This window comes from Achromobacter aloeverae (genome assembly GCF_004121055.1).
GTDB lineage: Bacteria > Pseudomonadota > Gammaproteobacteria > Burkholderiales > Burkholderiaceae_B > Bordetella_C > Bordetella_C aloeverae.
On sequence record NZ_PYAL01000007.1, the window covers coordinates 391,420 to 418,278 of the forward strand.

Genomic DNA, 26,859 nt, shown 5'->3' on the forward strand with positions numbered 1-26,859 from the left:
TTCACGGCCTTTGTTTTCAGTCTTCGCTCAACCTTCCAGACCTTTGTCCAGGCGCCGGGTCAGCGACCGGACGGTGTCGGCGCGATCCAGGCTCCTCACCGCATCCAGGCAGGCCGCGGTCGCGTGCGCCGGCAAGCCGGCCTGCGGGAACAGCCGCAGGAACTTGTCCTCGACGTCGCGCCACTCGATGCCGCGTGCGCCGGAGCCGCGCGGCGCGACGCACGTGGCGCGATGCACCGAACCGTCCTTCATGTGGATGATGACCGTGCCGCCATGGCGGTGCGGAAAGCGGTCCGGCAGAGGTGGTGGATCGGGATCGAACTCGACCTTGTCCTGCAGGGCGGCGATCGTCGGATCCGCCATCCTGGACTGCTCCATGTGCTGCCACGAAAAACCGCCGTCGACGATGGCCGCGGCGACGAAGTAGTGCAGGCTGTGGGCAGCGTCGACCAGGTTGCGCGGATGGGGCTCCCCCTTGAAATTGGTCCACTGCACCGCCGCCGACACGACGATGCGCGCGATATCGCCCGGCGCCACCCGGCCCGCGCGCGCGGCCTGCGCCGCTGCCTCCGCCGTCGCATGGAAGGGATGCGCGCCCGGCATGAGCTTGATCGCCATGTCGGTCACGATGTCCCAGGACGCGCCCCAGTCGCGCACGATGTCCTCGCGCGCCTGCCCGCCCAGGGCATCGAGAAAGCCGCGCGGCAGGTCCAGCACGCCCAGCTCCCCCTCGAATCCGTGCTGCGCCGCCAGCGCCGCGCGAATGCCCGTGCTCGCGGCAAGGCCGGCGTGGTACTCGCGCGCGCAGCTGGTGTCGGCGGCGATGGCCATGCCGCCGATGGAGGTGGCCGACAGCGCGATCGCGTGGGCCAGCCGCCGCGCATCCAGCCGCAACAGCAGGCCGGCGGCGACGCAGGCGCCGAATACCGTCGAAAAAGAGCCGTGGAAGCCGCGCTGCATGCGCACCGGCGTCAGCGACTCGTCGATGCGTCCGGCGACCTCGTAACCCAGCACCATGGCACTCAACACCGCCCGGCCGCCCGCGCCCTCGCGCTCTCCCACGGCCAGCGCCACGCTGGACACGATGGTGCCGATATGCGCGATGCTGCGCATATCGCTATCGTCCGAGGCCGCCGCGTCGCTGGCCACCGCGTTGACCCGCGCGGCGCCCGCCAGCGGCAGCCGGCCGCCATCGAACCAGACCGGCGCGGCCGCCACGCCACCGTCGGCGAGCTCAAGCTCACGGATGATGCGCGCCGATTCGATGCCCTGCCCGGCGGCGGCGCTGGCGAGCGTGCTGGCCAGGCTCATCTTGGCATGTTCGAGAGCCAGGGCCGGCAGTTCGCCGTCGCGTATCGACAGGACGTGTTCGGCCAATTGACGCGCCAGGGGCGGCGTCGCGGAAAGGGATTGCACAATAGGTTTCCTTCCTAGGACTCAGGACTAAAGGTGACGGCGAGGGGTTACCGTCAGCTCATTGCGCCGCCGTGCCAAGTTGCTTCAGAACGGGTACCCATTTGGCGAGGTCCTGGCGCACCAGGTCCTGGAAAGCGGCGGGCTTGGGAATCGGGGTATCGGGCAAGGTAAAGCCCTGGTTGATCAGCTTGTCGCGCAAGGTCCGCTCGCTCATCACCTTGTCCAGCGCCGCGTACAGGCGCGCGGACACGTCGGCGGGCAAGCCGGCCGGTCCCACCAGGCCCCACCATAGGGTGACCGAATAGCCCTTCAGGCCGCTCTCGTCCAGGGTCGGCACGTCAGGCAGCAGGGTCGAGCGCCTGGGTCCGGTGACGGCCAGCGCCCGCAGCTTGCCCGACTTCACCAGCCCGATGGCGGCCGGAAGGTTGTACAGGCCCATGTCCACGTCGCCGCTGAGGATGGCGCTCAAGCCTTGTGGCGCGCCGGTATAGGGCACGTGCATGAGCGGCTTGTCGAGGAATTTCGCCACGGTGGCGCCGGCGATGTGATGGCTGGTGCCCACGCCGCTGGACGAATAGCGGAAGGTCTCCGGCGGCTTGGCCTTGATGGCGTCCAGCAGGGCGAGCGCGCTCTCGTAAGGCGACTTCTCGGAAACCACCAGGAGATTCTGCACATCGGCGATCTCGCTGATGAAGCTGAAGTCCTTGATGGAGTCGTAGCCGGGCGAGGTATAGAGCACCTGGTTGTTGACGAAGGTGCCCTGCGCGGCGATGCCCAGCGTGTAGCCGTCGGGCTTGGCGCGGGCGATGTCCACGGTGCCTATGGTGCCGCCCGCGCCGCCCTTGTTGTCGACCACCAGGGGTTGGCCGAGCTGCTCGGCCAGCGCCGTCGCCACCACGCGGGACAAGGTATCCGCCGCGCTGCCGGCGGCAAAGGGCACGATGAGCTTGATCGGATGGTCGGGATAGGCGGCCTGGGCGCGCGCACCGACCAGGGTGCCGCAGACAAGCGGGAATAGCGCGAAGGCGAGCGCCATGCGTCGATGTGGCTTGGTCATTTTTGTCTCCACCTGGCCGGATCCTTGCTGCGGCACACAATGCAAATCCTGGTCCGACACTTGATTTGGTTTTATCTGGCAAGGCAGACTGTAGGCTGCTTCCTCCTCGGCGTCTGTGGAAACTTATTCCTGGATCGTTGAATCGACCTCAACAATGCACAAACTGAGAAATCGTCTCGGCCCTTTGCGGGTATTGGATGCCGTGCACCGTAGCGGCGGCGTCGGCAGGGCGGCCGAGCTGCTGCATATCACGCCGGGCGCCGTCAGCCACCAGTTGCGCAGGCTGGAAGACGAGCTGGGCGTCCGGCTGGTGCGCAAGGATGGCCGCGACATCGGCTTTACCGCGGCCGGCTCGGAGCTGGCCGTGCAGGCGGCGCAGTTGTTCGACCAGCTGGAGTCGGTGCTGGCCCGGGCCACCGAAGCGGGCGCCAATCGCCGCATCCGGGTCAAGGTCATCCCCAGCCTGGCCATCAAATGGCTCATGCCAAGGCTGGGTTCGCTGTACGCGCGCCATGGCGACATCGACATCGAAGTCGCCACGGTCGCCCGCGCCGACGACACGGAGCTGCACAACGCCGATTTCGTTGTGCGTTGCGGCAACGGCCAGTGGCCGGGGTTGAGCGCCCACCTGCTGTTCCCGGACGAGCTGGTGCTGGCCTGTGCGCCCGCGCTGGCCGAACGCCTGCGCACGCCCGAGGACGTGCCGCGCGAGACCTTGTTGAAATCGATGATCGCACCCGACTGCTGGGATCGCTGGCTGTCTTCGGCGGGCCTGGCGCCGAACGGCGACACACGCTTTCTTCCGCTGGCCAATGCCGTGCTTTGCCTGCAGGCCGCGGCCGAGGGCCTCGGCATCGCGGTCACGCAACGCGCCTATATCGCGCAGGACTTCGCCACCGGCCAGCTGGTGCAGCCGCTGGCGCACCGCGCGCTCAGCGGCGACGGCTACTACCTCGTCAGCGACCCCGCACGCACGGCCGGACGGCCATTCAGCACGTTCTCCGATTGGATATTGAGCGTGAGGTAGACGAGGCGGCCTCGTCGAGCCTCGCCGGTTACCGCGCGCGGCCGGAGGACGTGCGCTCGATTCCCGCCGCCGCCAATTCGCCGCGCATCAGCGCGGCGACCTCCCGCTGCCGTTGCAGCGGCAGGCGATCGTGCGGCGCCGTCACGCTCAATGCCGTGACGGGCCTGCGCGCGTTGCCGGCGATCGCGATGCCCACAGCCAGGACGCCCTGCAAGGCGTAGTTGCCCACGACGGAATAGCCCCGGGCCCGGCAGTTCTCGATCAGTTTCCTGATGGTCGAGACATGCAGGTTGCCCCACTCCAGATATTCAGCGGCATTGGCCGCCATCACTTCATCGCGTTCGCGCAGGCTCAACGCGCCCAGCATGGCAATACCGCCCGCCCCCACGCCCAGCGGCGATCGGCCACCGATCTGCAAGGACAGTATCTGCACAGGATGCGATCCGATCTCGCGGTGCAGGCAGATCAGGCTGCGGTGGTCACGACGGGACAGGAAGACCGCATTGCCCGTCTGGACGGCGATTCTTTCCATGATCGGCTTCATGCGCCGGATGAACAAGGCCCACTCGCTACCCACATCCACTTCGGGCGCGGACGCCAGGAACGCCTTGCCGGACTCGTCCCGCCTGACGAAGCCCTCGCCTTCAAGAATGTCCAGCAGGCGATACACGGTGGGCCGCGTCATCTCCACCGCCCGCGCAATCTCGGCGGGTCCGAGCGGGCGCGTGCTGCGCTGCAAATGCAGCAGGATGCGCAGCCCGCGCCGTAGCGCACCGGGACCGCCCGCCGCTTCGCTCTCTCTGGTCACGGCATCGTCCCCTCTTCGTCCGCTTCCTGCATCTGTATTTTTGTCCGTCTGCCAGACATTGTAGTTTCGCGCGCAACGCGATGTCGTCCTCTCCATGGGCCTTCCCGCGGTTTTTTTCGAGGTCTTTCCCACGGCGGTGTCCGAAATACGGACACCAACTCTTCACCCGGGGCGGCGACCGTCGAACAATCTCCCCCGATCGCCGGACCGCCGGACCGCCGGACCGCGGAATCGTAGACAACACCTTGCCCCACGCCCGGGCAAGTCACGGAGACATGGAGCACATGAAGGTACGCAAACTCTCATACTCGCTCGGAGCCGAAGTCCTGGGCTTTCAAGTGACCGACAAACCCTCGGCGGAAACGCTCGGTGAACTGAAGGCACTGTTTCACCAGTACCAGGTTCTGCTATTCCGCGACCAGGCCATCAGTTTCGACACCCATATCGGCTTCAGCGCCCTGTTTGGTGGACTCGACGACCACGCGCACGTTCCGGAATACCGGTCCGAAGGCCATCCCCAGCTGATCAAGGTGACGAACGAGGGCAAGGAACGCAAGACGGTCTTCGGGCAGCAGTGGCACTCGGACCATTCGCAAACCATCTGCCCCAGCATGGCGTCCCTGCTGCACGCGCACGAGTTACCCGAAGTCGGTGGCGAAACCATGTTCGCCAATATGTACATGGCGTTCGATACGCTTTCGCCAGGCATGCGGCGCATGCTGGAAGACATGCGCGCCGTGCACACCGTCGTCAACGCGAAGCACCTCAGGGGCATCGATGTCGAATCGCGGCGACAGAAGGAGCTGCGCAATCCTCCCGTGCTGCACCCCGTGGTGCGCACCCATCCAGACACGGGCCGCAAGGCGCTCTACGTCAGCGAAATGCTGACAAGCCGCTTCGAGCACCTGACGGAGGAGGAAAGCGCCCCGCTGCTGCAGTACCTGTTCAAGCATTCCGTCCAGCCGGAATTCGTCTACCGGCATCAGTGGCGCAAGCACGACCTGCTGATGTGGGACAACCGCTGCACCATGCACCTGGCCTTGATGGACTATGACCACGCGCAGCTGCGCAGACTGTTCCGCACGACGATCCTGGGCGATCACCGCGGGGAGTATCTCCAGAGCCAGGAGGCGGCGGCATGATCCACCGAAAGAACAATGTCCTGGAAGCCTTGAGGCAGGATCGCGTACCGGTGGGCGCGTTCGTGCAGATGCGGTGCCCCGAGATCGTCGAGGCGGCGGGCAATGCCGGCTACGACTATGCCTGGATCGATTGGGAACATGGTTCCTTCGAGCTCGACACCGTGGTCGACATGATCCGCGCGGCCGAGGCCACCGGGCTCACGCCCATCGTCCGCGTGCCTTGCGGCCAGCCCGCGGAGATCGCACGGGTGCTGGACGCGGGCGCCATGGGCATCATCGTGCCCCAGGTCTCGACGGCCGAGGCGGCCCGCCTGGCGGTGGCTTCGGCGAAGTACCGGACCGCCGCCTACGAGCCCGGACGCCGCGGCGCTTGTCCGCTGATCCGCGCCACGGGTCACCAGACCTTGGACTGGCCGACCTATGCCCGCTGGGCGAACGAGAACACCACGGTCTGGCTGCTAGTGGAAACGATGGAAGGCTTGCGCAACCTCGATGAGATCCTTGCCGTACCCAGCATCGACGCCATCGTCCTGGGCGCCTTCGACCTGGCCGTGTCGATGGGCAAGGACGGCGACCGGCGCGATCCGGACGTGGAGCGCGTTCTCGATGGCATGATCGAGCGCGTGCGCCGTGCGGGCGTGGAAGTGGCAGGCCTGTTGTTCGACGCGGATCTCGATGCCATGCGCGTGTCCCGCGAGCACTATATCCGTGCCGGTTGCCGCATTCTCGTGGCGGGCAGCGACCGCCGCATTCTCTCGAACGGGCTGGCCGCGGTCCGCGCCACGGCGGCCCCGGCGCCTGCCGCGCGGTAGCAAAAGCAGCAAGAACAGCAAGAACAGCAAGAACAGCAAGAACAACCAGATACTGGAGACATCCATGCAATTCAAATGGCAATGCATCGCTGTGTCGGCGATGCTGCTGACCTCGCCCGCGGTTCACGCCGAGGCCTATCCGTCCAAGCCGGTACGGCTGATCGCGCCGGCGCCTGCCGGCGGCGGCACCGATTTCCTGGCGCGTCAATATGCAATGCGCTGGTCCGGGCAAACCGGCCAGACGGTGGTCGTGGAGAACATCTCCGGCGCCAACGGCAACATCGGCGCGTCGCAGGTGGCGCGAGCGCCGGCTGATGGCTATACCCTGCTGGCCTCCTATGTCGGCACGCAGGCGATCAATCCCAGCCTGTACCAGGCCATGCCCTACAACTCCGAACAGGATCTGGTCCCCATCGGCAACCTGGCCACGTACCCTTTTGTCATCGCCGTGAACAGCGGCGTGCCGGTTCATAGCCTGGCCGAACTGGCCGACTACGCCCGCACCCACCCCGACAAGATGAGTTTCGGCAGCGCCGGCGTGGGCAGCGGCGGGCACCTCGTGGGAGAGCTGTTCAACACCCGGCACAACATCAAGCTGACGCATGTGCCGTACAAGGGCAGCGCGCCGATGATCCAGGACCTGGTAGGCGGCCAGGTCCAGGTCATCTTCGACACGTTGAGCACCGCCGGGCCCTTCATCAAGTCAGGCAAGATCCGCGCGCTGGCGCTCACCGCGGACGAGCGCGTGTCCAGCTATCCCGACATTCCCACCGTGAAGGAGCTGGGCGAGCCGGACATGGTGATCCAGGGCTGGTACGGGATCTTCGCGCCCAAGGGCACGCCCGCGCCGGTCCTGGACGTGCTCAGCGCAAGCTTGAAAACGGTCCTGGCCTCCAAGGACTACCAGGCGCGTGTCCTGTCAGCGGGTTACACCCCGGCGAAGTACATCGACCGTGACGCCTACGCGAAATTCGTGCACGCCGAAACGCAGCGCTGGGGCGGCCTGGTCAAGACCAGCGGCGCCACGGCCAACTAGTTCGCGGCGTACGCGCCTCACCCGGAACCCGTTTATCAAGGAATCATCATGACGATCACCCATCCCGGCGCAAGGCTGAGGGAATTGCTGCGCATGGACACGCCCGACGCCCTCATCGCGCCCGGCTGCTATGACGGCATTTCCGCCAAGCTGGTTGAACAGGCCGGCTACCAGGCCGCCTATATGTCCGGCCTGTGCGTGGCCGCCACGCTGGGCGAACCCGACGTGGGCGTCATCAGCGTCGATGCCATGGTCGAGCGGGTTCGTATCATCACCCGCGCCAGCAGCCTGCCGCTGATCGCCGATGCCGACTCGGGCTATGGCGGCGCGGTCAACGTCGCCCATGCGACGCGTGCATTCGAGGCGGCGGGCGCTGCCGCCATCCATATCGAAGACCAGCCTTTTCCCAAGAGATGCGCGGCGATGTCGGGCAAGAAGCTGGTCCCCGTGGCGGAGATGGTCGCGCGGGTGAAAACGGCGCTGGCCGCGCGCCGCGATCGGGACTTCATGATCATCGCGCGCACCGATGCGCTGGCGGTGGAGGGACTGGAAGCGTCGATCGCACGCTTGCGCGCCTATGAGGAAGCGGGCGCGGACGCGACCATGCTGATGTCCGTCTCGTCCGAGGAGGACATGCAGCGCGTCACTGCCAGCATGAAGATGCCGACCATCGTACTGATGGTGGAGGGCCTGCGGCCCACCGTGCCGGCAAACCGCTTGAAGCAGCTCGGCTATCCGCTGGTGCTCTATCCCGTGTCGCTGCTGCAAGCCCAGGCATGCATCCAGGCGCGATACCTGCGCCAATTGCGCGAGACAGGCGGCACCGAGGCGGCGGCCGCGTCGATGTGGTCGCTGGCCCGGATCGCGGCGCTGCTCGGCCTGCCGGCGGCCAATGCCACCGATGAGGCGTTTTCCCGTCACGCCGAAGAGGCGCTAGTGCCTACCCCGAGGATCGGGGCATGACGGCGGCGTATCAAGGGACCTCCATGCCGAACGTATCGCACCGGACAGTGGGCCATACCGCCGTCGAAAAAATCCTCGCGCGCGCGGCGAGGCGGGATCGGGTGCGCGCGGACGATGTCGTCTGGGCCGAACCGGACATGATCACCGCGCACGACCTGAACTACCACCGTCATCGGAAACTGATGGCCTCGCTGGGCTACCCCGACCTGGCCGTCCCCGAGAAAATGCTGGTCACCATAGACCACACCACGCATTCTTCGGCGCCGGGCCACCTGGAGGCGCAAGCCTACATGCGCGGGGACACGAAGGCGCAGAATGTACGCTGGTTCTTCGATACCGGCCGGCATGGCATCAGCCACAACCTGCCCCTGGAGATCGGTGCGCTGGCGCCGGGCATGCTGCTCGTGGCGGCCGACACGCGCGCCCCGGCGCTGGGCTGCGGGGGCGCCATCGGCATCGCGCTGGGCATGAGCGTTACGCTGGCCCTGGCCACCGGCAAGGTCTGGCTACGCGTTCCGCGCAGCATCCGGGTAGACCTGCACGGCACGCCGCGCGACGGCGTCATGAGCCGCGATATCGCACAATGGATCGCGGCACGGATCGGCGCCGATGCCGGCGACTACAAGTGCATCGAATTCTGTGGCCCCTACGTGCGCAATGCGAGCCAGGATGAGCGGCACACCCTGTGCAACGCCGTCGTGGACATCGGCGTCAAGACCGCCATCTGCCCGGACGAATCGACGCCCTGGCACAGTGACGACGACGCCGTCTTCGAGCGCCGCCTGGCCTGGGATGTCGGCGATATCGAGCCGCAGGTCTGCCTGCCGCCCGATCCCCAGCTCTGCGTGCCGCTCACCCAGGCGCTGGGAACGCCGATCACGTCGGCCTTCATCGGGTCCTGCATCGGGGGCAAGATGGAAGACCTGCGCGGCGCCGCCCGGGTCCTGCGCGGTCGGCGGGTGGCGGCGGGCGCCCGCCTGACGGTCATCCCGGCAACGCAGGCCATCTATCGGCAGGCCTTGAGCGAGGGGCTGGTCGCCGACATCTCGCTGGCCGGCGCCGAGATCGCGGTGGGCGTGTGCGGTCCCTGCTATGGCACCCATGCGCCGTTGGGCGACGGCGACACGTCCATCTGCACGGCCACCCGCAACGACACAGGCCGGCTCGGCAGCATGCAGTCCAAGGTCTACATCGCCAATGCCGCCGTCGTGGCCGCTTCGGCCGTCGCCGGCAGGATCGCCGATCCGGTGGCGTTGGAAGCGGGAGGCTGATCCAATGGGAGACTCGACCAACATGAAGCAACGGGGACGCGCCTGGGTATTCGGCGACGATGTACTCAATGATGGCCAGATCATGGACATCGAGATGACCAGGCAGGTCGTCTACGAACCCGAGCGGCTGGCGCCACTGGCGATGTGCGGACTGGACCCCACGTTCGCGAGCAAGGTCCGTCCAGGCGACTTCGTGGTCGCCGGAGAACGCTTCGGGCAAGGCCCCATGCACATACAGGGTCCGCTTGCGCTAGCCGCGCTCGGCGTCGCGGTCCTGAGCGCCTCGATGGCCCGCAGCTTCTATCGCCTGTCGATATCCGTAGGGTTGCGGGTGCTGCCCTTTGCGACCGGCATACGGCAATTCACCAGCCAGGGCGACGAACTGGAAGTCGATTTCCGGACCGGCGAAGTCGTCAACCTGACGACTGGCCATCGCCTGTCCGTCGCCCCGCTCACCGGCGCCGCCCTGGAAATCCTCGAAGCAGGCGGCGAGGCGGGCTGGCTCAGGGCGCATGCGCGCAGCGCGCAGCGGTCGCTCATCTTGCCGACGTGAGCGTAGCGATGCGGGTCGTCACGCCAATGTCGCGACGGTCTGGCCTTCCTCGACGATGTCTCCCTCCTGCACCAGTATTTGGGAAATGACGCCGGCGACAGGAGCCTGCACCGGGATTTCCATCTTCATCGATTCTAGGATCATGACCACGCCATCCGCCTGGACGGATGCGCCAGCCTGGACCTCGATCTTCCAGACCTTGCCGGTGGTGACGGCTTCGATATTCGTACTAGTCATGGGGACTCCTGCTACCGGGATGATCAATGAGGCGAGCGGGTTGGCGGGAAAGCGCTATTTGCCCGCCAGCACCTCGGCCGCCATGCCCGTGTGCACGTCGCCCGCGAGGAATGCGGGATGGCGCAGCACGGCCTGGATGAACGGAATATTGTTCTTGACGCCGGCGATCTCGAAGCGCGACAGCGCGGACCGCAGGCGATCGATCGCCTCGCCGCGATCGGCGCCATGGGCGATGACCTTGGCGAGCAATGGATCGTAGAAGGGCGTAACGGTACTGCCCTCGGCATAGCCGGTCTCCACCCTGATGCCCTCCCCTTCGGGAGGCGCGTAGCGCGCAAGCGTGCCAGGCGACGGCAGGAAGCGCACGGGATCCTCCGCGTAAACGCGGGCCTCGATGGCATGGCCGCGCGGCGTCGGGGCTTGCGGCAGCACATCCCGCAACCGATCACCAGCGGCCAGCCTGATCTGTGCCCGCACCAGGTCGATATCACAGACCATCTCGGTCACCGCATGCTCGACCTGCAATCGCGTATTCATTTCAAGAAAACCGAAATGACCGTCGCCGTACAGCATCTCGACGGTGCCGATCACGTCGTAGCCCAGCTCCGCCAGTATGGCGGCGATGCGCCCGCCCAGCGTGGCGATGGCATCACGCGCCAGGCCGGGCGCCGGGGATTCCTCGATTACCTTCTGGTGACGCCGCTGGACCGAGCAGTCGCGTTCATAAATATGCTGGACAGCGCCGTGGCGGTCCGCAAGGATCTGGAATTCAATATGGCGCGGCCGCGATACGAGTTTCTCGGCATACAGTTCGGTCTGGCCGAAACTGCGGGCGGACAGCGACGCGGCCCGTTCCAGCGCGGCCGGCAAGCCGGCCGCATCGGCCACGGGTATCATGCCGATACCGCCGCCACCACCGGCTGGCTTGATAAGCACCGGAAATCCGACCCGCTCGACGGCGCGCAGCTGCTCCGCCGGGGTACCGGCCAGGACCGGACTGGCCGCGCCCATGGGCATGCCGTGCGCCGCCATCAATTCGCGGGCGCGCGTCTTGTGCCCCATGGCATCCAGCCAGCGCGGCGCCGGCCCGACGAAACAGGCGCCGGCATCCTGCACCGCCTGCGCGAAACTGGCACTCTCGGAAAGGAAGCCATAGCCGGGATGCACCGCGTCGGCCCCGCTCTTGCGCAGCACATCCAGCAAGGCCTCCTGGTTCAGATAGCTGCCCGCGGGCGCGGCTTCGCCGATGCAATGCGTTTCGTCGGCCTGCGCCAGGTAGGGCAGCGTGCGATCGGCTTCCGAATAAACGCACACCGTGCGCAAGCCCATGGCCCGCGCGGTGCGCAACACGCGCGCCGCGATCGCCCCGCGATTGGCGATCAATATCTTGTTGAACGGCATGGGCTACCGACGCTCCGTCGTGACCGAACCATTGCGCTTCAATTCCTCGATGCGGGCCTCATCCAGGCCCAACCCACGCAGGATGCGCTCGGTGTCCGCGCCGATATTGGGTCCGGTATGGCGAATGGCGCCAGGGGTGCGGGACAGCTTGGGAACGATGCCCGCCTGCTTGACCGGCCCGAGATCCGGATGCGGCACATCCACCAGCATGTGACGGGCGGCGAAGTGGGGGTCCTCGTAGATATCCGCGATGGAGTAGATGCGCGCCGCGGGGATCGATTGTCCGACCAGCATGCGTTCGAGTTCAAGGCTATGGAATTTCGAGCTCCAGGCGCCGATGATGCCATCGATGGCCTTCATGTTGTCGGCCTGGCCGCGCGCCCGGATGGTCGCGAAGCGCGGGTCGGTCAGCAATTCCGGCTGCCCCATCAGGCGGACCAGCCGTTCATAGATGATGTCGCTATTCGCCGCGATCAGCATCCACTCGCCGTCGGCGGTCGGGTACAAGCTGTTGGGCGCCATGGTGGGAAGATTGGGCCCTACGCGCTTGGGGACGAATCCTAGCTGCTGGAAGGCTGGGACATAGGGCTCCATCTGGCTGAACGCGGTTTCGTACAGCGCCGCGTCGATCACCTGCCCCCGGCCGGACCGTTTGCGCTCGTGGATGCACATCATGGCGCCGAATGCCGCGTACACCGCGGTCAAGTAATCGGTGGTCGCCAGCGCCACGCGTGCGGGCGGACGGTCGGGATCGCCCGTCATGTGACGCACGCCGCCCACGGCCTCGCAGATGGCCCCATAGCCGGGCCGGTCCGCATACGGCCCATCCTGGCCATAGCCGCTGATCCTTACCATCACCAGGCCGGGATTGTCGGCGGACAGTACCTCATACCCCAGGCCCAGCCGCTCCATGACGCCAGGCCGGTTGTTTTCCACCAGGATGTCGGCGCCCTTGATCAATTCCTTCGCGATCGCCAGGCCTTCCTCGGACTTCAGGTCCAGGGCGATGGACTGCTTGCCGCGGAGAATAGTGGCGGCATAGAGCGAAATATCGCCCACATGCTTGCCCATCTGGCGGACCCCATCCCCTTGCGCGGGTTCGATCTTGATGACATCGGCGCCGAAATCGGCGAACAGGCGCGCGCACGCCGGACCGGCGATCGTCGTGCAGATCTCGACCACTTTCAGGTCGGCCAGCGGTCCTGGGGCTGCATGATTCATGGTGTCGTCTCTCATAGGGATCGCATAATCGTTTCCACGTGGCGGACCAGGCCACGCAAGCGAGGCCCGATATCCTGCTCCAACTGCCGCGGCGCCAACCGGAAGGTCGGAACGCCGCAGTTCAATGCCATCTGCACTTCATCGTCGCGGCGTTCCAGCGCCACGCCGACCGCGCGCGAGTCCTGGGTCAGGTCTTCGTCGGACATGCAGAATCCATGCCGACCGTAGTGCACCAGCGCCTGGCGGATACGCTCCCGCGTCGCTGCCCAACCCTGGGGATCACGGGCCTTGATCTGCTGCAACAGGTCCGCGCGCTCGGCCTCCGGCAAGGCGGCCAGATAGGCGCGGCCCATCGCGGTGCGCGCCAGCGGCACGCGCGAACCCAGGCCGACGATGACGGGACTGCCCGATGCCTCGCTGGCGCAACTCTCGATATACAGCATGGCCATGCCGTGCCGCACACCCAGCGACACCACGCCCTGCACCTGGTTCGCCATCTCCTGCATCAGCGGCCGGGCATAGCGGCGCACGCGCATATTGGCCAGCAAGGGATAGGCAGTGACCAGCACGGCCGATCCCAGCGAATAGCGAGACCGTTCCGCGTGGTAGTTCAGGTACCCGAGCCGTACCAGCGTATAGGTCAGGCGTGACACCGTCGCCTTGGAAAAGCCGGACCGCTCGACCAGGTCCTGGTTGCCCAGCAGGGGCTCCCCGGCTTCGAAACACCGCAGCAGCGCCAGCCCGCGCGCCAGGGTCGAGGCGAACTGGCTGTCCCCGCTTTCCTCTTCCAGGCTGCGGCGTCGGTAGTCCAGGTCGCGGCGCTTGTTGACCATGGCCGTCGCGCTACTGCCTGGCCAGGCCGAGGTCGGCCAGCACGCTACGGGTCGCGGCGTACTGCTGGTCCAGGTAGGCGGCCTCGCCCTTGGCGTCCAGATAATGGCTACGCCATTGATTGTGCGCGAGAAACTCCTGCCATTCCGGCTTGGCGGTGACCACGCGGATCGCGTGGTCCCAGAAGGCGATCTGCTCCGGTGTCATGCCCTTCGGCCCGATTACGGCCTGCGACGACACCGACACCACGTTCACCCCTTGTTCCTTCCAGGTAGGAATGCTGGCCAACGGCCCGTTCAGGCGCTCCGGCGCGGCGATCGCCAGCACCCGGATTTTTCCGGTTTGCAGGGGCGCCAGCAGGTTCGGGGTCGTCGCCGCGACGATATTGACGTGGCCGCCCAGCAGCGCCGTCATGGAGTCGGCCGACGACTTGAAGGGCACGATGGTCAGTTTGGCCACATCCACGCCCGCCGCCTTCAGCGGCCGTGCGATACCGACGTGGATATGGTTGCCTATCGACGTCGCGATGGCGATATTGGCCTGCCCGGGATTCTTCTTCAGCGCGTTGACCAGGTCCATGGCGGTATGCCAGGGCGAGTCGGCGCGGACGACCACCGCGACGTTCTCGTCCAACAGGTTCGCCACGGGCGTGTAGTCCGTGTATTTCTTGTTCAGCGAGCCGATTATCTGGTCGTTGATCAGCGAGCTGGTGAGGGTCATCAGGTAGTTGCCGTCGCCTTGCTTCTGGTCCAGGACGTTCAGCGCGATCGCGGTATTGCCTCCGGGACGATTGCTGACGATCATGTTGTCGACCAACCCTTCCTGCTGCATCATCTGTACGAGCTTGCGGGCGGCGAGGTCCAGCGCGGCGCCTGGGCCCGCCGGCACGATGTATTCCGCATGGTCCGGTTTCCAGGGTTTGGGCGCCGGCGGCGCCGCCGCGCAGGTCGACGCCCCCAGGAGGCCAGCCGCGAGCAGGCCCGCGGCGATGGCCATCAGCGGCGCGGCGCGCCGACTGTCGTGGATAGTGCTGGCCCTCATGCTTGTCTCCCTGGAAAGTGGTCCGGGTCGCCGGATCCTTGTAATGGCGTTAGCGCATCGGACGCGCCCGCGGTCCCAGCTGCGTGCGTGCCACCTCGTAGGCGTCCTCGACCCAGTCGCACAGCAAGGCGCGCGTCTCGGAAGGCTGGATGATATCCACGATGCCGAACTTCTCGGCGGTGCGGAAGGGCGACGCCAGCTTGCGGTAATAGGCTTCCAGCTCCTCCCGGCGCAACTCCGGATCGGGCGCGGCCTCGATCTCGCGTCGATAGGCGGCGGCGACGCCGCCTTCAATGGGAATGGAGCCCCACTGCGCGGATGGCCACGCGAAACGGTGGTTCAGGCTTTGCCCGGTCTCGCCGTACTTCGGTCCATGCAGGCCGCCGCCAACGCCGAAGGCACGCCGGATGACGATGGACACCCAGGGCACCGCCGCCTGCTCGATGGCGCCAGCGGCGCGATAGACCAGCGGCACGGTGCCGGCCGCCTCGGCGTCCGGCCCGATCATCAGCCCGGGCTGGTCCACGAAATTGACGATGGGCAGGTGGAAGGTGTCGCACAGATCGACGAAGCGCTCCATCTTCGCGGCCGACTGGTGTGTCATCGCACCACCCGAGACCATGGGATCGTTGGCCATCACGCCCACCGGATAGCCGTTCAGGCGGGCGAAGCAGGTCAAGGTCGACCCGCCATAGGCGCGCGACATTTCGAAAAGATCGCCATGGTCGAACAGGCGCTTGAGGATGTCGCGCACCATGTAGGGCTTGCGGCGATTCTCCGGTATGGCCTCGTTCAATTGAGGATCCGCCCGCGCCGGATCGTCCTCGCACGCGATCACGGGCGGCGCCTGCCACACATTGCGCGGCAGGAAGGAAAGAAAGCGGCGTATCTGCTGGAAAGCCTCCTGCTCGGTCTTGGCGACATTCGAAACCGTGCCCCCCCGCGCGGCTATCCTCGCGCCCCCCAGCTCATCCTTGTGCAGGGTCAACCCCAAGCCCTGGCGCACGACCGGCGGGCCGGCCGCGAAGATCTGGCTGATGCCTTCGACCATCACGGAAAAATGCGACGCCGACACCTTGACCGCGCCCAGGCCCGCGCATGCACCCAACGCCACCCCCACGACGGGGACCGTGCTCAACAAGGGAATCACTGGCCAGGTGGAATAGCCTGGGATCTTGGTCGCCTGCTGCTGTTCCAGCAGGCGCACGCTGCCGCCGGCGGTATCGACCAGCCGAACGAGGGGCATGCGTAGTTGATGGGCCATGCGCTCCGCATACACCCATTTGTCCGCGACGGAGGATTCACTGGAGCCGGCGGCGATGGTGTAGTCATCCCCCGCCACCATTACCTTCCCGCCATCGATCCGCCCGTTGCCGATCACGGAATTGGCCGGCTGGAGCTGGATCAGGTCGCCGTCGGCCGTGTACCTGGCCTTGCCGGCCAGCGTGCCGAACTCGCGGAACGTGCCGGGGTCGAGCAAGGCGTCTATCCGTTCCCGGACCGTCAGCTTGCCCCGGCCGTGCTGCTTTTCCACCCCTTCCGGCCCGCCCATGCCGCGGGCCTGTTCACGCCGCAGCGCCAGTTCCTCGTATGCCTGTTCCCACGCCATCTTCCGCTCCCTGTTTGCAGGCATTATGCGTGGACGGAAATTCGGGAACAGGAAAATCGATCAAATTTCGATATCCGAAATAATGCGGCGCAGCATACCCGGTGGCGGCAAGGGCATCAGATGAGTTTGCCCGGGTTCATGATCTGGTTGCGGTCTATCGACTGTTTCAAGGTCATCATCAGGTCGAACTCGACCGCCGATTTGTAATGCCGCAGCTCATCGCGGCGCAGTTGCCCGATACCATGTTCGGCGCTGATGCTGCCGCCGTTTTCGACCACGAGATCATGCACCACGCGGTTCAGCAGCACCGTGGCCGCCGCGGCGTCGCCCGTGGACACGTCCTTGGGCAGCAGCACGTTGAAGTGCAGGTTGCCATCGCCCAGGTGTCCGAAGTTGATGACATGGACCTGCGGCATCACCGACCGGATCGCGGACTCCGCGGCATCGACGAAACGGGGAATTACCGATACCGGCAGCGCGATGTCGTGCTTGACGACTTTTCCCGCCCGCACCTGGGCCGGCGAAATCCCCTCCCGGATCTTCCAGAACGCCTGGCGATGGGCCAGGCTGGACGCGATGGCCGCATCGTCGATGAGGCCATCGGCCACCGCCCGCTCCAGGCAGCCCTCCAGCAATGCCGACAAGCCGTCGTCGCGCGTATCCGCCACCTCGATCAAGGCATGAAAGGCGTGTGGCTGGTCGAGCGGATCCCTGACATCGGCGATCTGGTCCAGGATCAGTCGCAGCGACTGGCCGGTCAACATTTCGAAGGCGACGAGGCGATCGCCGCAGGTGTCCCGGACCCGGGCCAATAGCTGCACCAGCTTTCCGAGTTCGGCGCAACCGACCCAGGCCGTCGCGCGCGCGGTCGGCTTGGGAAACAGCTTCAACACGGCCGCGGTGATGATGCCCAGCGTTCCTTCCGACCCGATGAACAGGTCTCGCAGGTCGTAGCCCGTATTGTCCTTGCGCAAGCCCCGCAGCCCGTTCCAGATGCGGCCATCGGGCAAGACCACTTCCAGTCCCAACGCCAGCTCGCGCATGTTGCCGTACCTGAGCACGGCGATGCCGCCTGCGTTCGTGGCCAGGTTTCCGCCTATCGTGCAGCTTCCTTCGGACCCCAGGCTCAGCGGAAAGAAGCGGTTCGCACGATCGGCCTGTTCCTGGACATGGGCCAGCAGCACGCCTGCCTCGACGGTTATCGTGTTGTTCAGCGGGTCCACCTCCCGGATGGAACGCAGGCGCGTCGTGCTCAGGATGACCTGCGCGCCGCTCTCGTCCGGCGTGGCGCCGCCGCTCATCCCCGTGTTGCCGCCTTGCGGCACCACGGGCGTCCGTGTTTCGTTGCAGAGACGCATGACCTGGGCAAGCGCTTGCGTCGTATCCGGCCGCACGATGAAGCTACCCCTGCCCTTCCACTTCCCCAGCCAGTCGACCTCGTACGATGCCTTTTCGTCCTCGGCGGCCACGATGCCGGCATCCCCCACGATGGCACACAGCTTTTCTTCGAACGGCGTTTGAACCGATTGCTTCGCGACTGTCATGCCATCACCACCCCAGGCGCAGCCGGCCCAGGGCCATCGCGACCGCCGCCTGCGTGGGCTCGACGACGGGCAGTCCGACGGCATCCTGCAGCAGTTGCCGATAGGGCGCCATGCCCGCGCATCCCATGACCAGGACGTCGGCGTGGCACGTGTCCCGCAACGTGGTTCCGGTACGGATCATCGCGTCCAGCGTGGCCTTCCTGTCGGACAGCTCCGCCACCGTCCGGCCTATGGCCAGCTCTCCCACGATCCGGTCTTTCACGCCCATCGCCGCCCAGGTCCGCAGATGACGCGGAATGGAGATGTCCAGGATGGCGATGACGCCCACGCGCAGGCCCATGGACAGGGCGGTAAGCACACCGCATTCGCTGATGCCCAGCGCAAGCACGCCAGGAATCTCCCTGATCGAATGCAGCCCCGGATCGCTGAAGCAGGCCGTGACGAATCCCGCGGCATCGTCACGGTGCAGCTCCGCGAACTGCCTCACGAGGACAGACGCGCGGTCCACATCCTCCTGGGTCTGGATTCCCAGGGGCCCCTCGGCAAGCGTGACGCACTCTATCCGCGGGCCGTCAGCGCTTCTCAGGGGATCGAGCGCGGCGGCTATCCCGGCGGTGACATCCGTATTGCTGTTTGGGTTGATCACATACAAGGTCTTGGTCATGGTGCTCACCTCCGGATCGGGCGATCCTGATGAAAGAGCCGGGAATCTAGCCCAGCAGCGCGTCCTGCCGCGCGATCAGGCGCGTCAATTCCTCATGGTCGGTGCCGTCCAGCGCCGGTCCGGGCTTGCGGACAAAGGCCGAGCGGATCGCCCCCCGGCGACGCAAGGTTTCCTTGCGCAACGCCAGGCCTATGCCATACTGGAACTCATGGCGCAGCAGCGGCAGGTAGATGTTGAACAGATCCTCGGCCTGGTCGGCTTTTCCATCGGCGAACAGCTTGCACACTTGCACCAGCATCTCGGGATAGGCGAAGCCCGTCATCGCGCCATCCGCGCCGCGCAGCATTTCCTGCGGCAGGAACAGGCCGCCGTTACCCACCAGTATGCTGATGCGTCGGCGCCCCTCGGCCTCGCTCTCCTTGCGGATACGGGTCAGTTTGCGCATGCCCGGGAAATCCTCGTGCTTGAGCATCACGACCTGCGGGAATTCATCGATCAACCGATGGATGACCGCCACCGAGGTGTGGACCGCCGTCGACTGGGGGAAATCCTGCAAGCATATCGGGATATCCTTGCCCAGCAGGTTCGCGATGCCGGCATAGTAGCCATGAACCTGTTCGTCGGTCTTCAAGTTGGGCGCGGGGGCCACCATGACGCCCGCGGCGCCGAGCGACATGGCCTCGTTCGACAACCGCTGCACATGGCGGTTCGAGGAGTGGCTGACGCCGACGACCACCGGCACCCTGCCGTTCACGCGTTTAAGGATGCGCTCCATGACCGTCGTCGTCTCGGACTCGCTCAGTTTCGGCGCCTCGCCCATCATTCCCAAGATGGTGAACCCGGTAACGCCCTTCTCCAGGTAGAAATCGGTAAGGCTGTCGATACTATAAAGATCGAGTTCACCGTCGTCGCCGAAAGGCGTTGCCGCGATGATATAGACGCCGGATGCCTTTTCATCCAGGCGATGCGTGTTCTTGCTCATGTTTACCCTCACAAAAGAAATGCGCTGCGTCCCGGACGGGACCCGCTCCCCCGGCAGCAAACGCTGCCGCGCGCCCATTGGTTTCTTGGTATGTTTTCCCGTCAATGTGCCCGACGGTGCTGCAGGCGGCCCAGCCAACGGGTCAAGGGCCACAGCAGGGCGAGATACATGATGGCCGCCAACGTGATCGGCGACGGATTGAACACCAGCGACTGCGCATCCCGGGCCGCGCGCAGCAGCTCCGGCATGGCCACCACGCTGGCGATGGTCGTCATTTTCAGGATCTCGATGCTGTTGCCGACCAGGTCCGGAAGCACGTTTTTCACGGCCTGCGGGATCACGACGTAAAGCAGCGTCTGCCCATTTCCGAGCCCCGTCGAGCGCGCTGCTTCGGCCTGCCCCTTGGGCACGCCCTCGATCCCCGCGCGGAAGACTTCGGCGAAATAGCTGGTGTTGTTCAACACGAAGGCAATGACGACCGCCGCCAATTTGTTCAACTCGATGCCCAGGAATGGCCATCCGAAATAGATCAGGATAAGCAGGACCAGCGGCGGGAATGCCCGGAAGAAGTCGACGTAGGCAATGGCGGTCCAACGGATCAGGCGCCTGCGCGCCTGCGTCATCACGATGGCGAGCGCCAGGCCGCTTACCGCGCCGAGCGGAATCACGATGGCCGACAGCCATATCGTGGTCCACAAGCCTCGCAGCAGGTAGGGAAAGACGTCCGCGTAGGTCTTGAGGTCGAAGAAGGTCTGGATGATGTTTTCCATGTCATTGCCCCGTCAGCCGGCCACCCAGTGCTTCTCCAGCCAGCGCGAAAGCGCCACGAAGGGCAGGAAAATGATTACATACACGAATGCCGCCATCATCAGTGGCGTCGGGTTTCCCGACAGGCTGCTTGCCCCCTGGGCCACATTCAGCATCTCGTTCAGGGCCACCACCGATCCCAGCGCGGTGTTCTTCGTAATCGATATCACCCGATTGGTAAGGGTGGGCACGGCGCGGCGCATGGCCTGCGGCAGGACCACGCTGCCCATGGCCTGCCACCATCCCAGGCCGGTGGACCTCGCGGCCTCCATCTGGCCGGCGGGCAGCGAGGAAATCCCCGCCCATATGCTTTCTTCCGCATAGGCCGCCAGGACCAGGCTCAGCGCGAACCACGTGACGAAGAAGGACGACAGCGGCAGCCCCGCCTCCGGCAGCCCGAAATACAGCACGATCAGGATGACGAGCGGCGGCAGGGACCTGAACACGTCCGCGAACACGACGATGAAGAAGGTCACCGGGCGGTTGCGACGCGCCCTGAGCACCGCCAGGATGGTTCCGGCCAGCAAGCCCGTGACGATGACCGCGATGCCCGTTCCAACCGTAATGAGCGCCCCTTTCGCAATCGCGCCCGCATATTGGGACGCGACGCTGTGGTTGAAAAAGGTGAAAAGGAATCCGCTCGTCGCTTCCATCAGTGGGTGGACCTCGAAATGTAGCGGGACAGGAAGCTGCGCGTGCGCGTCTCGCGCGGCTGTTCGAACACGTCGGCCGCCGATCCCTCCTCCACCACCACGCCGCCGTCCATGAAGACGACATGGTCGGCCGCGGCATGGGCGAACCCCATTTCATGGGTTACCACCAGCATGGTCATGCCGCTTTCCCGCAGCTGCCGCATGACGCCCAGCACGTCGTCCACGAGTTCCGGATCGAGGGCGCTGGTCGGCTCATCGAACAGGATGATCTTGGGTTTCAGGGCGATCGCCCGCGCGATTCCCACGCGCTGCTGCTGGCCACCGGAAAGCTGGGCCGGCATGGCGTCCGCCTTGTGCGCCAGGCCCACGCGCTCCAGTGCCGCCAGGGCGGCGGCCTTCGTCTCCGCCCTACCCAGCTTCTGCACCTTGCGCAGCGCAAGCGAGACATTCTGGATCGCCGTCAGGTGTGAATAGAGGTTGAATTGCTGGAACACCATCCCCACATCCTGGCGCATCCGGTTCACGTTCGTCCTGGGATCGAGGACGTCATGGCCATTGGCCAGTATCTTCCCGGCGGTCGGCACTTCAAGCAGGTTGCAGCAGCGCAGCATCGTGCTTTTTCCGGAACCGGACGGTCCGATGACGCAAACCAGCTGGCCTGCATTGACCCGCAGGTTCACGCCGCGCAGGACCTCCGTCTGGCCATAGCTCTTACGCAAATCCGTGATCTGCAGTATCGGGCTGGAATTCATCTGGCACCCCTTGTTTTTTTTCGCGGGATCAGCGCATCATTTGCAGGTCGGCGTGACAGGCGTGGGGTCGTATCCGTCCATCCCCGGCACGCCCGTTCCCGCCGCGATGGCGACCGCCGAATCCGTCGGCTGCGGCGTAAAGCCGAACCACTTCTTCGCCAGCGCCGCGATCGTTCCATCCTTCTTCATGCACTTCAGGACATTGGAGACCTTCGCGCGACCGGCCTGGTCGTCCCGGCGGAAGGCCACGGCCCAGACCAGGCCGGTCTTGATGGTGTAGCTGGTCGCAAGCCGCGGGTTCTGCTTGGCCACCCAGGAGACGACGGTCGTGCCGGCCAGGTTGTAGTCGGCGCGCGAGGCAAGGACGGCCTGAACGGCATCGGCATTGGCGCCGTAGACTTCATACTTGAAGCCGTACTTCTCGGCGTTGTCCTTGGCCCAGGCCTCGTAGTTGGAGCCCTTGTTGACCGCGATCACCTTGCCCTTGAGCTGGTCCAGGGACGTCAGGGCGGGCGCGCTCTTCTTGCCGAGGAACGTATAGTCCGTATCCAGGTATCCCTCGGTGAAGAGCAGGGATTTGGCGCGCTCCGGCGTCACCGTCACCGGTGCGATGAGAAACTCGTATCTTCCGCTGTTGAGGCCCGGAACCAGCCCGGAAAACTCGGCGGGCTCGATGGTGATTTCGCGGCCCAGGCGCTTCGCGATTTCCTGGCCCAGGTCGATGTTGAACCCCTGAAGACCACCGTCCAGCTTGGACATCGCATGCGGCGCGAAAGTGGAGTCCACGGCCGTGCGTATCGGCCCGGTCTGCGCCATGCTCGCCGCCGCGCCCAGCAACAACGTACTTCCCAGTAAACATTGACGAATCAGTTTGGTGAGGCCTTGCATGGACGGCTCCTGAATAGAGGACGTGGCGGGTTGGGCTTGCTTGGGATTTGCTTGGCGCTGAATCGACGCTTGCGCGGCGCGCGCGCTGGATGCCTAGGGTTCGGTCGGGCCGGACGACAGCCCGACCAGCCCGCTGAATATGCCCCGCTTGCCGGAAGGCTTGCGGTCGACCATCGGTTCCGGCCGCGTTCGCGCAATGAACTGCCCGCTGCCGCGCGCCACCTGGAGTTCGTTGTTCCTGACAACGCAACGGCCGCGGCTGTACACCTGCACGGGCCATCCGTTCAGTTCGCGGCCCTCATAAGGGGTGTAGCCAACGCGGTCATGCAGCATCGCGGCCGTCACATGGACTTTCCGGGTGGAGTCCCACAGGGCGAAGTCGGCGTCGGCGCCCACGGCGATCGTCCCCTTCCTCGGGGCGAGGCCATACATCCTGGCGTGGTTCGTCGCGGTCAGCGCGACGAACTCTTCGATGGTGATACGCCCTTTCATCACCCCCTCCGAGAAAAGCAGGGGCAGGCGCAGCTCGATGCCCGGCACGCCGTTCGCCATTTCCTTGAAGGTCGTCGCATCGCCCTTGGGCAGCTTGCCCGATGCGTCGTAACGGTATGGGGCGTGATCCGACGAATAGACGTTCAACGTCCCGTCCTTGAACCCCGCCCAGACCGCCTCCTGCGACGCCTTGTCTCCCGGCGGCGGGCTGCAGCAGAACTTCGCGCCTTCCAGCCCCGGCAGGTCCGTGTCCTTGGCCTCGAGGAACAGATACTGCGGGCAGCTCTCGGCGAAGACCCGCGCGCCCAGCTGTTGCGCCTTGCGTATGATGTCGACCGTTTCCTCGCCCGCGACATGCACGATCAGCACGGGCACATCGACGAGCCTCGACAGCGTGATGGCGCGATGGGTCGCCTCCGATTCGGCCAGCGCATCGTGGGCGACCGTGTGATATTTCGGCGCCGTATGGCCACGCTCAAGCAGGCGCCTGGCAACCCAGCGGATCATGTCGTGGTTTTCGGCGTGGACCATCACCATGGCGCCGTATTCGCCGGCCACCGCCAGCACGTCCAGGAGCTGGTAGTCGTCGAGCTTCAGCCTGTCATAGGTCATGTAGACCTTCAATGACGTGATCCCGCCCTGGATGATCCTGGGCAGGTCATGGACCAGCGCCTGCTCGTCCGGGTTGGCCAGGATCAGATGGAAGCCGTAGTCGATGACGGCCTTTTCCTTCGCCCTTTGCGCATAGTCGGCCAGGACATCGGGAATACGGTCCTCGCGGTGCTGGGCGCAGAAGGAAAGAATGGTCGTCGTGCCGCCGAAGGCTGCCGCCACCGTACCGGAATAGAAGTCGTCGGCGCACATCACGCCCATGCCGGACAACTGCTCGATGTGCGTGTGGCTATCGATACCCCCCGGCAGCACCCATAGGCCCGCCGCGTCGACGTCTTCCCTGCCCGGCGGCAGACCCTGCCCGATCGCCGCGATGATGCCGTCGCGTACACCGATATCAGCGTGAAAGGTCTTGTCCGCGTTGCTGATCCGGCCGTTGCGGATGGTGAGGTCGAACGGCCCCGAGCCTTGATTGGAAGTCGCCATGGTGGGTGCTTTCTCCAGTTCTGCTGAAGCAGATTATTGAAAGGGCGGCCCACACCTGCCTATTGCTTCTTTAGGCACCTACATTAACTTTGTGTTAAGTCCTCCTGGTAACCCCCGGTGGACAGGCGCTTCGAATTCGGGTTTTCTCGGGGGTTTTCGGCATATAGTCGATCTGTCATGGCCGTAAGGCCGATTAGGTATTAACCCTAGGTTCATCCTCGACCCGGCGGCGGGCAAACCCTCTCCATGAAAATCAACCTCAAGCAGATCGAAGTTTTCCGGGCCGTCATGATCACCGGGACGATCCGCGGGGCATCGGAAATGCTCTATGTTTCCCAGCCCGCCGTCAGCCGGCTGCTCTCGCACACCGAACAGCGCATCGGCTTCCCGTTGTTCAAGCGCATCCGCGGCCGGCTGCAAGCGACGCTGGAAGCGAAGAAGCTCTTCCATCAAGTGGAAGCGGTCTACGACGGCGTCCAGCGTGTGAACGACATGGCGCGCGAACTGTACGAGCATCAGGAAGGCATCCTCAACCTGGTGGCCAGTCCCAGCGTGGGGCACATGCTGATTCCCTCCGCCATCGCGGCGTATCGCCAGACCCATCCCCACGTCAAGCTGACCTTCCACTACCTGAATCACACGCCGTTGACGGACAGGCTGCTCAAGCAGCACGCCGATCTCGCGGTGACGCTCCTGCCGATCAAGCACCCCAATCTCGAGCATGAGGAAATCGGCAGCGCGCGGCTCGTTTGCATCTGCCCATACAACCATCCGCTGGCCAGGCGGTCCATGCTGGAGGTCAAGGACCTGCTCGACTATCCCTTCATTTCATACGACAAGGGGTCGCCCTTCGGCCAGATGGTGCGCGAAATATTCGAGAACAGCGGACACGAAGTCCGCTCCGTGCTGGACGTGGGCTCGCCGCAGAATGCATGCGCCCTGGTTCAGGCCGGCGCCGGCATCGCCCTGGTCGACCAGTTCTCCGCCAAGAGCTGGACCGCCAGCGGCATCGTGACCCGCCCGATGGCGCAGGCGCCCACGTTGAACGCCTACCTGATACGGCTGCGCGACGAACCGGTTTCGCAGATTTCACAGTCCTTCATGGACGCCCTGAAGGCCACATTCCGCAAGGAAGGCGACTTCGGGAATTTCGATTTGATGCCGCCGGCCACGGCGATCTCCGATGCCGGCAAGAAAGCGGCGACGCCGCGCGCAAGGGCGGGCGCCGACGAAAAATAGGAGACGAGCGGATGGGCGCGCGCGGAGTCCCCTTCCCCCGTGCCGGCTGCTATCAATCTTTGCGCATCACCCATGCACCGCGGTTATGCCCAAGCCCGCCGGCGGCGCGTCAAAAAGATAAAAACCCCATGGAAAACAGGCGCTTACCCGAACCGCAGGCACGCGCCCCTTTTTCATCCCTGGGCATATCCCCGGGCTTCCCCTGAGCGTCGACACGATGCATTCTTGCGCCTGTTCCCGACACGACCCAGCCTCCCACGCGCGTGTGCGCGTTGCGCTGCCGCGCGGGATTCTTCCAAGACCATCCGATTCAGGGCGCCTCCACGAAGACGCCTGCCGAAATTCGAGGAGCCTACCATGAGCAAATCTTCAAACAGCCGAAAAATGGGCCTGGCCGTAGCCCAGATGGGCCCGGTCCATCTGGCCGACGACCGCGCCGCCGTGGTCAAGCGCCTGGTGGCCATGATGCGCGAAGCGGCTTCCCGCGGCGCCGAGCTGGTCGTCTTTCCGGAACTCGCCTTGACGACGTTCTTTCCCCGCTACTGGATGACCGAAGCCGAAGCCGTCGACCGCTACTTCGAGCGCAGCATGCCCAATGCCGACGTGCAACCCCTGTTCGACACGGCGCGCGAACTGGGGATAGGCTTTTACCTGGGCTACGCGGAAATCACGCCCGAGGGACGGCGCTTCAACACGTCCGTCCTGGTCGACAGGACCGCGAAGATCATCGGCAAGTACCGCAAGATCCACCTGCCCGGCCACGACGACCACAAACCCGATGCCCCTTTCCAGCATCTCGAGAAGAAGTTCTTCGAGGTGGGCGATCTCGGATTCGGCGTCTGGAACATGGACGACACCAACATCGGCATGTGCCTGTGCAACGATCGCCGCTGGCCCGAGACTTATCGCGTCATGTCGCTGCAAAGCGCCGAGCTGATCGTCCTTGGCTACAACACGCCATCCTGGAACATCCACTGGAACGAGCTGCTCCACTGGCGCACGACCACCCACGAAATCGTGCTGCAGGCCAGCGCATACCAGAACGCCGTCTGGATCGGCGCCGCCGGCAAGTGCGGGTCGGAAGACGGGCATCACATGATAGGCAGTTCCATGATCGTGGCGCCGTCCGGTGAAATCGTGGCGCGGTCCAGCTATGAAGAAGACGAAGTCATCATGGCGAAGATCGACCTCGGCCTGGGCCAGACCTTCCGCGACCATGTCTTCAATTTCGCCAAGCATCGCAGCCCGCACCACTACAAGCTTATCGTCGAGCGCACCGGCGCCGGCGACCCGCTGCCCACGGCTGGGCAATGAT

The 26,859-nt window shown here is 65.2% G+C and carries 26 protein-coding genes; 9 read left to right on the forward strand and 17 right to left on the reverse strand.

The features are described from left to right. Nucleotides 1–27: 27 nt before the first annotated feature. Together C7R54_RS23190 and C7R54_RS23195 are read right to left on the reverse strand one after the other, a co-directional pair. Nucleotides 28–1,416: an MmgE/PrpD family protein gene (locus C7R54_RS23190; RefSeq protein WP_158021270.1), complete on the reverse strand. Its 1,389-nt coding sequence runs from the start codon at nt 1,414–1,416 to the stop codon at nt 28–30. 58 nt (nt 1,417–1,474) lie between these two features. Then, nucleotides 1,475–2,473: a Bug family tripartite tricarboxylate transporter substrate binding protein gene (locus C7R54_RS23195; protein WP_129152981.1), complete on the reverse strand. Its 999-nt coding sequence runs from the start codon at nt 2,471–2,473 to the stop codon at nt 1,475–1,477. A 154-nt stretch (nt 2,474–2,627) separates the two neighbouring features. Between C7R54_RS23195 and C7R54_RS23200 the strand changes: the two genes are divergently transcribed. Beyond that, on the forward strand, nt 2,628–3,500 hold the full coding sequence (locus tag C7R54_RS23200; protein ID WP_129152983.1) for a LysR substrate-binding domain-containing protein: 873 nt from the start codon (nt 2,628–2,630) through the stop codon (nt 3,498–3,500). 28 nt (nt 3,501–3,528) lie between these two features. Here the strand turns inward: C7R54_RS23200 and C7R54_RS23205 are convergent, their stop codons facing one another. Further along, a complete protein-coding gene (locus tag C7R54_RS23205; RefSeq protein ID WP_192903725.1) occupies nt 3,529–4,308 on the reverse strand; it encodes an IclR family transcriptional regulator in 780 nt (259 codons plus the stop codon). A gap of 284 nt (nt 4,309–4,592) precedes the next feature. On the opposite strand from C7R54_RS23205, the gene C7R54_RS23210 reads away from it, so the two are divergent. The 6 genes from C7R54_RS23210 to C7R54_RS23235 all read left to right on the forward strand — a co-directional run bounded on the left by C7R54_RS23210 (nt 4,593) and on the right by C7R54_RS23235 (nt 10,085). After that, a complete protein-coding gene (locus C7R54_RS23210) occupies nt 4,593–5,450 on the forward strand; it encodes a TauD/TfdA dioxygenase family protein (protein ID WP_158021271.1) in 858 nt (285 codons plus the stop codon). Then, entirely contained in the window at nt 5,447–6,262 is an 816-nt protein-coding gene (locus tag C7R54_RS23215) for an HpcH/HpaI aldolase family protein (RefSeq protein WP_129152989.1), read from the forward strand. The genes C7R54_RS23210 and C7R54_RS23215 overlap by 4 nt, the downstream gene beginning before the upstream one ends. 64 nt (nt 6,263–6,326) lie before the next feature. Then, on the forward strand, nt 6,327–7,298 hold the full coding sequence (locus tag C7R54_RS23220) for a Bug family tripartite tricarboxylate transporter substrate binding protein (RefSeq protein ID WP_158021272.1): 972 nt from the start codon (nt 6,327–6,329) through the stop codon (nt 7,296–7,298). A 48-nt stretch (nt 7,299–7,346) separates the two neighbouring features. Next, on the forward strand, nt 7,347–8,261 hold the full coding sequence (locus C7R54_RS23225; RefSeq protein ID WP_129152994.1) for an isocitrate lyase/PEP mutase family protein: 915 nt from the start codon (nt 7,347–7,349) through the stop codon (nt 8,259–8,261). Between the two features lie 23 nt (nt 8,262–8,284). After that, the gene (locus tag C7R54_RS23230) at nt 8,285–9,532 is read left to right on the forward strand and encodes an aconitase family protein (RefSeq protein ID WP_192903726.1); all 1,248 of its coding nucleotides are present in this window, start codon (nt 8,285–8,287) and stop codon (nt 9,530–9,532) included. 22 nt (nt 9,533–9,554) lie between these two features. Then, entirely contained in the window at nt 9,555–10,085 is a 531-nt protein-coding gene (locus C7R54_RS23235; RefSeq protein WP_158021273.1) for a LeuD/DmdB family oxidoreductase small subunit, read from the forward strand. An 18-nt stretch (nt 10,086–10,103) separates the two neighbouring features. Here C7R54_RS23235 and C7R54_RS23240 read toward each other — a convergent pair whose 3' ends face one another. The 14 genes from C7R54_RS23240 to hydA form a co-directional block, all read right to left on the reverse strand. Further along, a complete protein-coding gene (locus tag C7R54_RS23240; protein WP_129153000.1) occupies nt 10,104–10,322 on the reverse strand; it encodes an acyl-CoA carboxylase biotin carboxyl carrier protein subunit in 219 nt (72 codons plus the stop codon). Between the two features lie 54 nt (nt 10,323–10,376). Further along, nucleotides 10,377–11,723 carry an acetyl-CoA carboxylase biotin carboxylase subunit gene (locus C7R54_RS23245; protein ID WP_129153002.1) on the reverse strand — a complete coding sequence of 449 codons (1,347 nt, stop codon included), beginning with the start codon at nt 11,721–11,723 and terminating at the stop codon, nt 10,377–10,379. A gap of 3 nt (nt 11,724–11,726) precedes the next feature. After that, entirely contained in the window at nt 11,727–12,944 is a 1,218-nt protein-coding gene (locus C7R54_RS23250) for a CaiB/BaiF CoA transferase family protein (protein WP_129153004.1), read from the reverse strand. Nucleotides 12,945–12,955: 11 nt separating this feature from the next. Then, a complete protein-coding gene (locus tag C7R54_RS23255; RefSeq protein WP_129153006.1) occupies nt 12,956–13,777 on the reverse strand; it encodes an IclR family transcriptional regulator in 822 nt (273 codons plus the stop codon). 10 nt (nt 13,778–13,787) lie between these two features. After that, nucleotides 13,788–14,816: a tripartite tricarboxylate transporter substrate binding protein gene (locus C7R54_RS23260; RefSeq protein ID WP_129153008.1), complete on the reverse strand. Its 1,029-nt coding sequence runs from the start codon at nt 14,814–14,816 to the stop codon at nt 13,788–13,790. Between the two features lie 49 nt (nt 14,817–14,865). After that, nucleotides 14,866–16,425: an acyl-CoA carboxylase subunit beta gene (locus C7R54_RS23265; RefSeq protein WP_129153010.1), complete on the reverse strand. Its 1,560-nt coding sequence runs from the start codon at nt 16,423–16,425 to the stop codon at nt 14,866–14,868. Nucleotides 16,426–16,541: 116 nt separating this feature from the next. Further along, nucleotides 16,542–17,969 (reverse strand): FAD-binding oxidoreductase, encoded by a 1,428-nt coding sequence (locus tag C7R54_RS23270; RefSeq protein WP_129153012.1) that lies wholly within the window; start codon nt 17,967–17,969, stop codon nt 16,542–16,544. 4 nt (nt 17,970–17,973) lie between these two features. After that, a complete protein-coding gene (locus C7R54_RS23275; RefSeq protein WP_129153014.1) occupies nt 17,974–18,633 on the reverse strand; it encodes an aspartate/glutamate racemase family protein in 660 nt (219 codons plus the stop codon). A 46-nt stretch (nt 18,634–18,679) separates the two neighbouring features. Beyond that, nucleotides 18,680–19,615, reverse strand: coding sequence for a dihydrodipicolinate synthase family protein (locus C7R54_RS23280; protein WP_129153016.1), 936 nt, complete (start codon nt 19,613–19,615; stop codon nt 18,680–18,682). Nucleotides 19,616–19,716: 101 nt separating this feature from the next. Then, a complete protein-coding gene (locus tag C7R54_RS23285; protein ID WP_129153018.1) occupies nt 19,717–20,385 on the reverse strand; it encodes an amino acid ABC transporter permease in 669 nt (222 codons plus the stop codon). 12 nt (nt 20,386–20,397) lie between these two features. Further along, a complete protein-coding gene (locus C7R54_RS23290; protein WP_129153020.1) occupies nt 20,398–21,075 on the reverse strand; it encodes an amino acid ABC transporter permease in 678 nt (225 codons plus the stop codon). After that, the gene (locus tag C7R54_RS23295) at nt 21,075–21,827 is read right to left on the reverse strand and encodes an amino acid ABC transporter ATP-binding protein (protein ID WP_129153022.1); all 753 of its coding nucleotides are present in this window, start codon (nt 21,825–21,827) and stop codon (nt 21,075–21,077) included. Before C7R54_RS23295 ends, C7R54_RS23290 begins: the two co-directional genes overlap by 1 nt. A gap of 36 nt (nt 21,828–21,863) precedes the next feature. Next, nucleotides 21,864–22,715 (reverse strand): transporter substrate-binding domain-containing protein, encoded by an 852-nt coding sequence (locus tag C7R54_RS23300; RefSeq protein WP_129153024.1) that lies wholly within the window; start codon nt 22,713–22,715, stop codon nt 21,864–21,866. A gap of 93 nt (nt 22,716–22,808) precedes the next feature. Next, nucleotides 22,809–24,305: a dihydropyrimidinase gene (gene hydA, locus C7R54_RS23305; RefSeq protein ID WP_129153026.1), complete on the reverse strand. Its 1,497-nt coding sequence runs from the start codon at nt 24,303–24,305 to the stop codon at nt 22,809–22,811. A 246-nt stretch (nt 24,306–24,551) separates the two neighbouring features. Between hydA and C7R54_RS23310 the strand changes: the two genes are divergently transcribed. Beyond that, nucleotides 24,552–25,544 (forward strand): LysR family transcriptional regulator, encoded by a 993-nt coding sequence (locus C7R54_RS23310; protein WP_129153028.1) that lies wholly within the window; start codon nt 24,552–24,554, stop codon nt 25,542–25,544. A 384-nt stretch (nt 25,545–25,928) separates the two neighbouring features. Next, nucleotides 25,929–26,858, forward strand: coding sequence for an N-carbamoyl-D-amino-acid hydrolase (locus tag C7R54_RS23315; RefSeq protein ID WP_129153163.1), 930 nt, complete (start codon nt 25,929–25,931; stop codon nt 26,856–26,858). The last annotated feature ends 1 nt before the right edge of the window (nt 26,859 follow it).

What these genes read in the sequence shown, in the direction of transcription:
- C7R54_RS23195 (WP_129152981.1), bottom strand. Translation starts at nt 2,473, where the DNA reads ATGACCAAGCCACATCGACGCATGGCGCTCGCCTTCGCGCTATTCCCG.
- C7R54_RS23200 (WP_129152983.1), top strand. Translation starts at nt 2,628, where the DNA reads ATGCACAAACTGAGAAATCGTCTCGGCCCTTTGCGGGTATTGGATGCC.
- C7R54_RS23210 (WP_158021271.1), top strand. Translation starts at nt 4,593, where the DNA reads ATGAAGGTACGCAAACTCTCATACTCGCTCGGAGCCGAAGTCCTGGGC.
- C7R54_RS23215 (WP_129152989.1), top strand. Translation starts at nt 5,447, where the DNA reads ATGATCCACCGAAAGAACAATGTCCTGGAAGCCTTGAGGCAGGATCGC.
- C7R54_RS23220 (WP_158021272.1), top strand. Translation starts at nt 6,327, where the DNA reads ATGCAATTCAAATGGCAATGCATCGCTGTGTCGGCGATGCTGCTGACC.
- C7R54_RS23225 (WP_129152994.1), top strand. Translation starts at nt 7,347, where the DNA reads ATGACGATCACCCATCCCGGCGCAAGGCTGAGGGAATTGCTGCGCATG.
- C7R54_RS23230 (WP_192903726.1), top strand. Translation starts at nt 8,285, where the DNA reads ATGCCGAACGTATCGCACCGGACAGTGGGCCATACCGCCGTCGAAAAA.
- C7R54_RS23235 (WP_158021273.1), top strand. Translation starts at nt 9,555, where the DNA reads ATGAAGCAACGGGGACGCGCCTGGGTATTCGGCGACGATGTACTCAAT.
- C7R54_RS23240 (WP_129153000.1), bottom strand. Translation starts at nt 10,322, where the DNA reads ATGACTAGTACGAATATCGAAGCCGTCACCACCGGCAAGGTCTGGAAG.
- C7R54_RS23245 (WP_129153002.1), bottom strand. Translation starts at nt 11,723, where the DNA reads ATGCCGTTCAACAAGATATTGATCGCCAATCGCGGGGCGATCGCGGCG.
- C7R54_RS23250 (WP_129153004.1), bottom strand. Translation starts at nt 12,944, where the DNA reads ATGAATCATGCAGCCCCAGGACCGCTGGCCGACCTGAAAGTGGTCGAG.
- C7R54_RS23255 (WP_129153006.1), bottom strand. Translation starts at nt 13,777, where the DNA reads ATGGTCAACAAGCGCCGCGACCTGGACTACCGACGCCGCAGCCTGGAA.
- C7R54_RS23260 (WP_129153008.1), bottom strand. Translation starts at nt 14,816, where the DNA reads ATGAGGGCCAGCACTATCCACGACAGTCGGCGCGCCGCGCCGCTGATG.
- C7R54_RS23265 (WP_129153010.1), bottom strand. Translation starts at nt 16,425, where the DNA reads ATGGCGTGGGAACAGGCATACGAGGAACTGGCGCTGCGGCGTGAACAG.
- C7R54_RS23270 (WP_129153012.1), bottom strand. Translation starts at nt 17,969, where the DNA reads ATGACAGTCGCGAAGCAATCGGTTCAAACGCCGTTCGAAGAAAAGCTG.
- C7R54_RS23275 (WP_129153014.1), bottom strand. Translation starts at nt 18,633, where the DNA reads ATGACCAAGACCTTGTATGTGATCAACCCAAACAGCAATACGGATGTC.
- C7R54_RS23280 (WP_129153016.1), bottom strand. Translation starts at nt 19,615, where the DNA reads ATGAGCAAGAACACGCATCGCCTGGATGAAAAGGCATCCGGCGTCTAT.
- C7R54_RS23285 (WP_129153018.1), bottom strand. Translation starts at nt 20,385, where the DNA reads ATGGAAAACATCATCCAGACCTTCTTCGACCTCAAGACCTACGCGGAC.
- C7R54_RS23290 (WP_129153020.1), bottom strand. Translation starts at nt 21,075, where the DNA reads ATGGAAGCGACGAGCGGATTCCTTTTCACCTTTTTCAACCACAGCGTC.
- C7R54_RS23295 (WP_129153022.1), bottom strand. Translation starts at nt 21,827, where the DNA reads ATGAATTCCAGCCCGATACTGCAGATCACGGATTTGCGTAAGAGCTAT.
- C7R54_RS23300 (WP_129153024.1), bottom strand. Translation starts at nt 22,715, where the DNA reads ATGCAAGGCCTCACCAAACTGATTCGTCAATGTTTACTGGGAAGTACG.
- hydA (WP_129153026.1), bottom strand. Translation starts at nt 24,305, where the DNA reads ATGGCGACTTCCAATCAAGGCTCGGGGCCGTTCGACCTCACCATCCGC.
- C7R54_RS23310 (WP_129153028.1), top strand. Translation starts at nt 24,552, where the DNA reads ATGAAAATCAACCTCAAGCAGATCGAAGTTTTCCGGGCCGTCATGATC.
- C7R54_RS23315 (WP_129153163.1), top strand. Translation starts at nt 25,929, where the DNA reads ATGGGCCTGGCCGTAGCCCAGATGGGCCCGGTCCATCTGGCCGACGAC.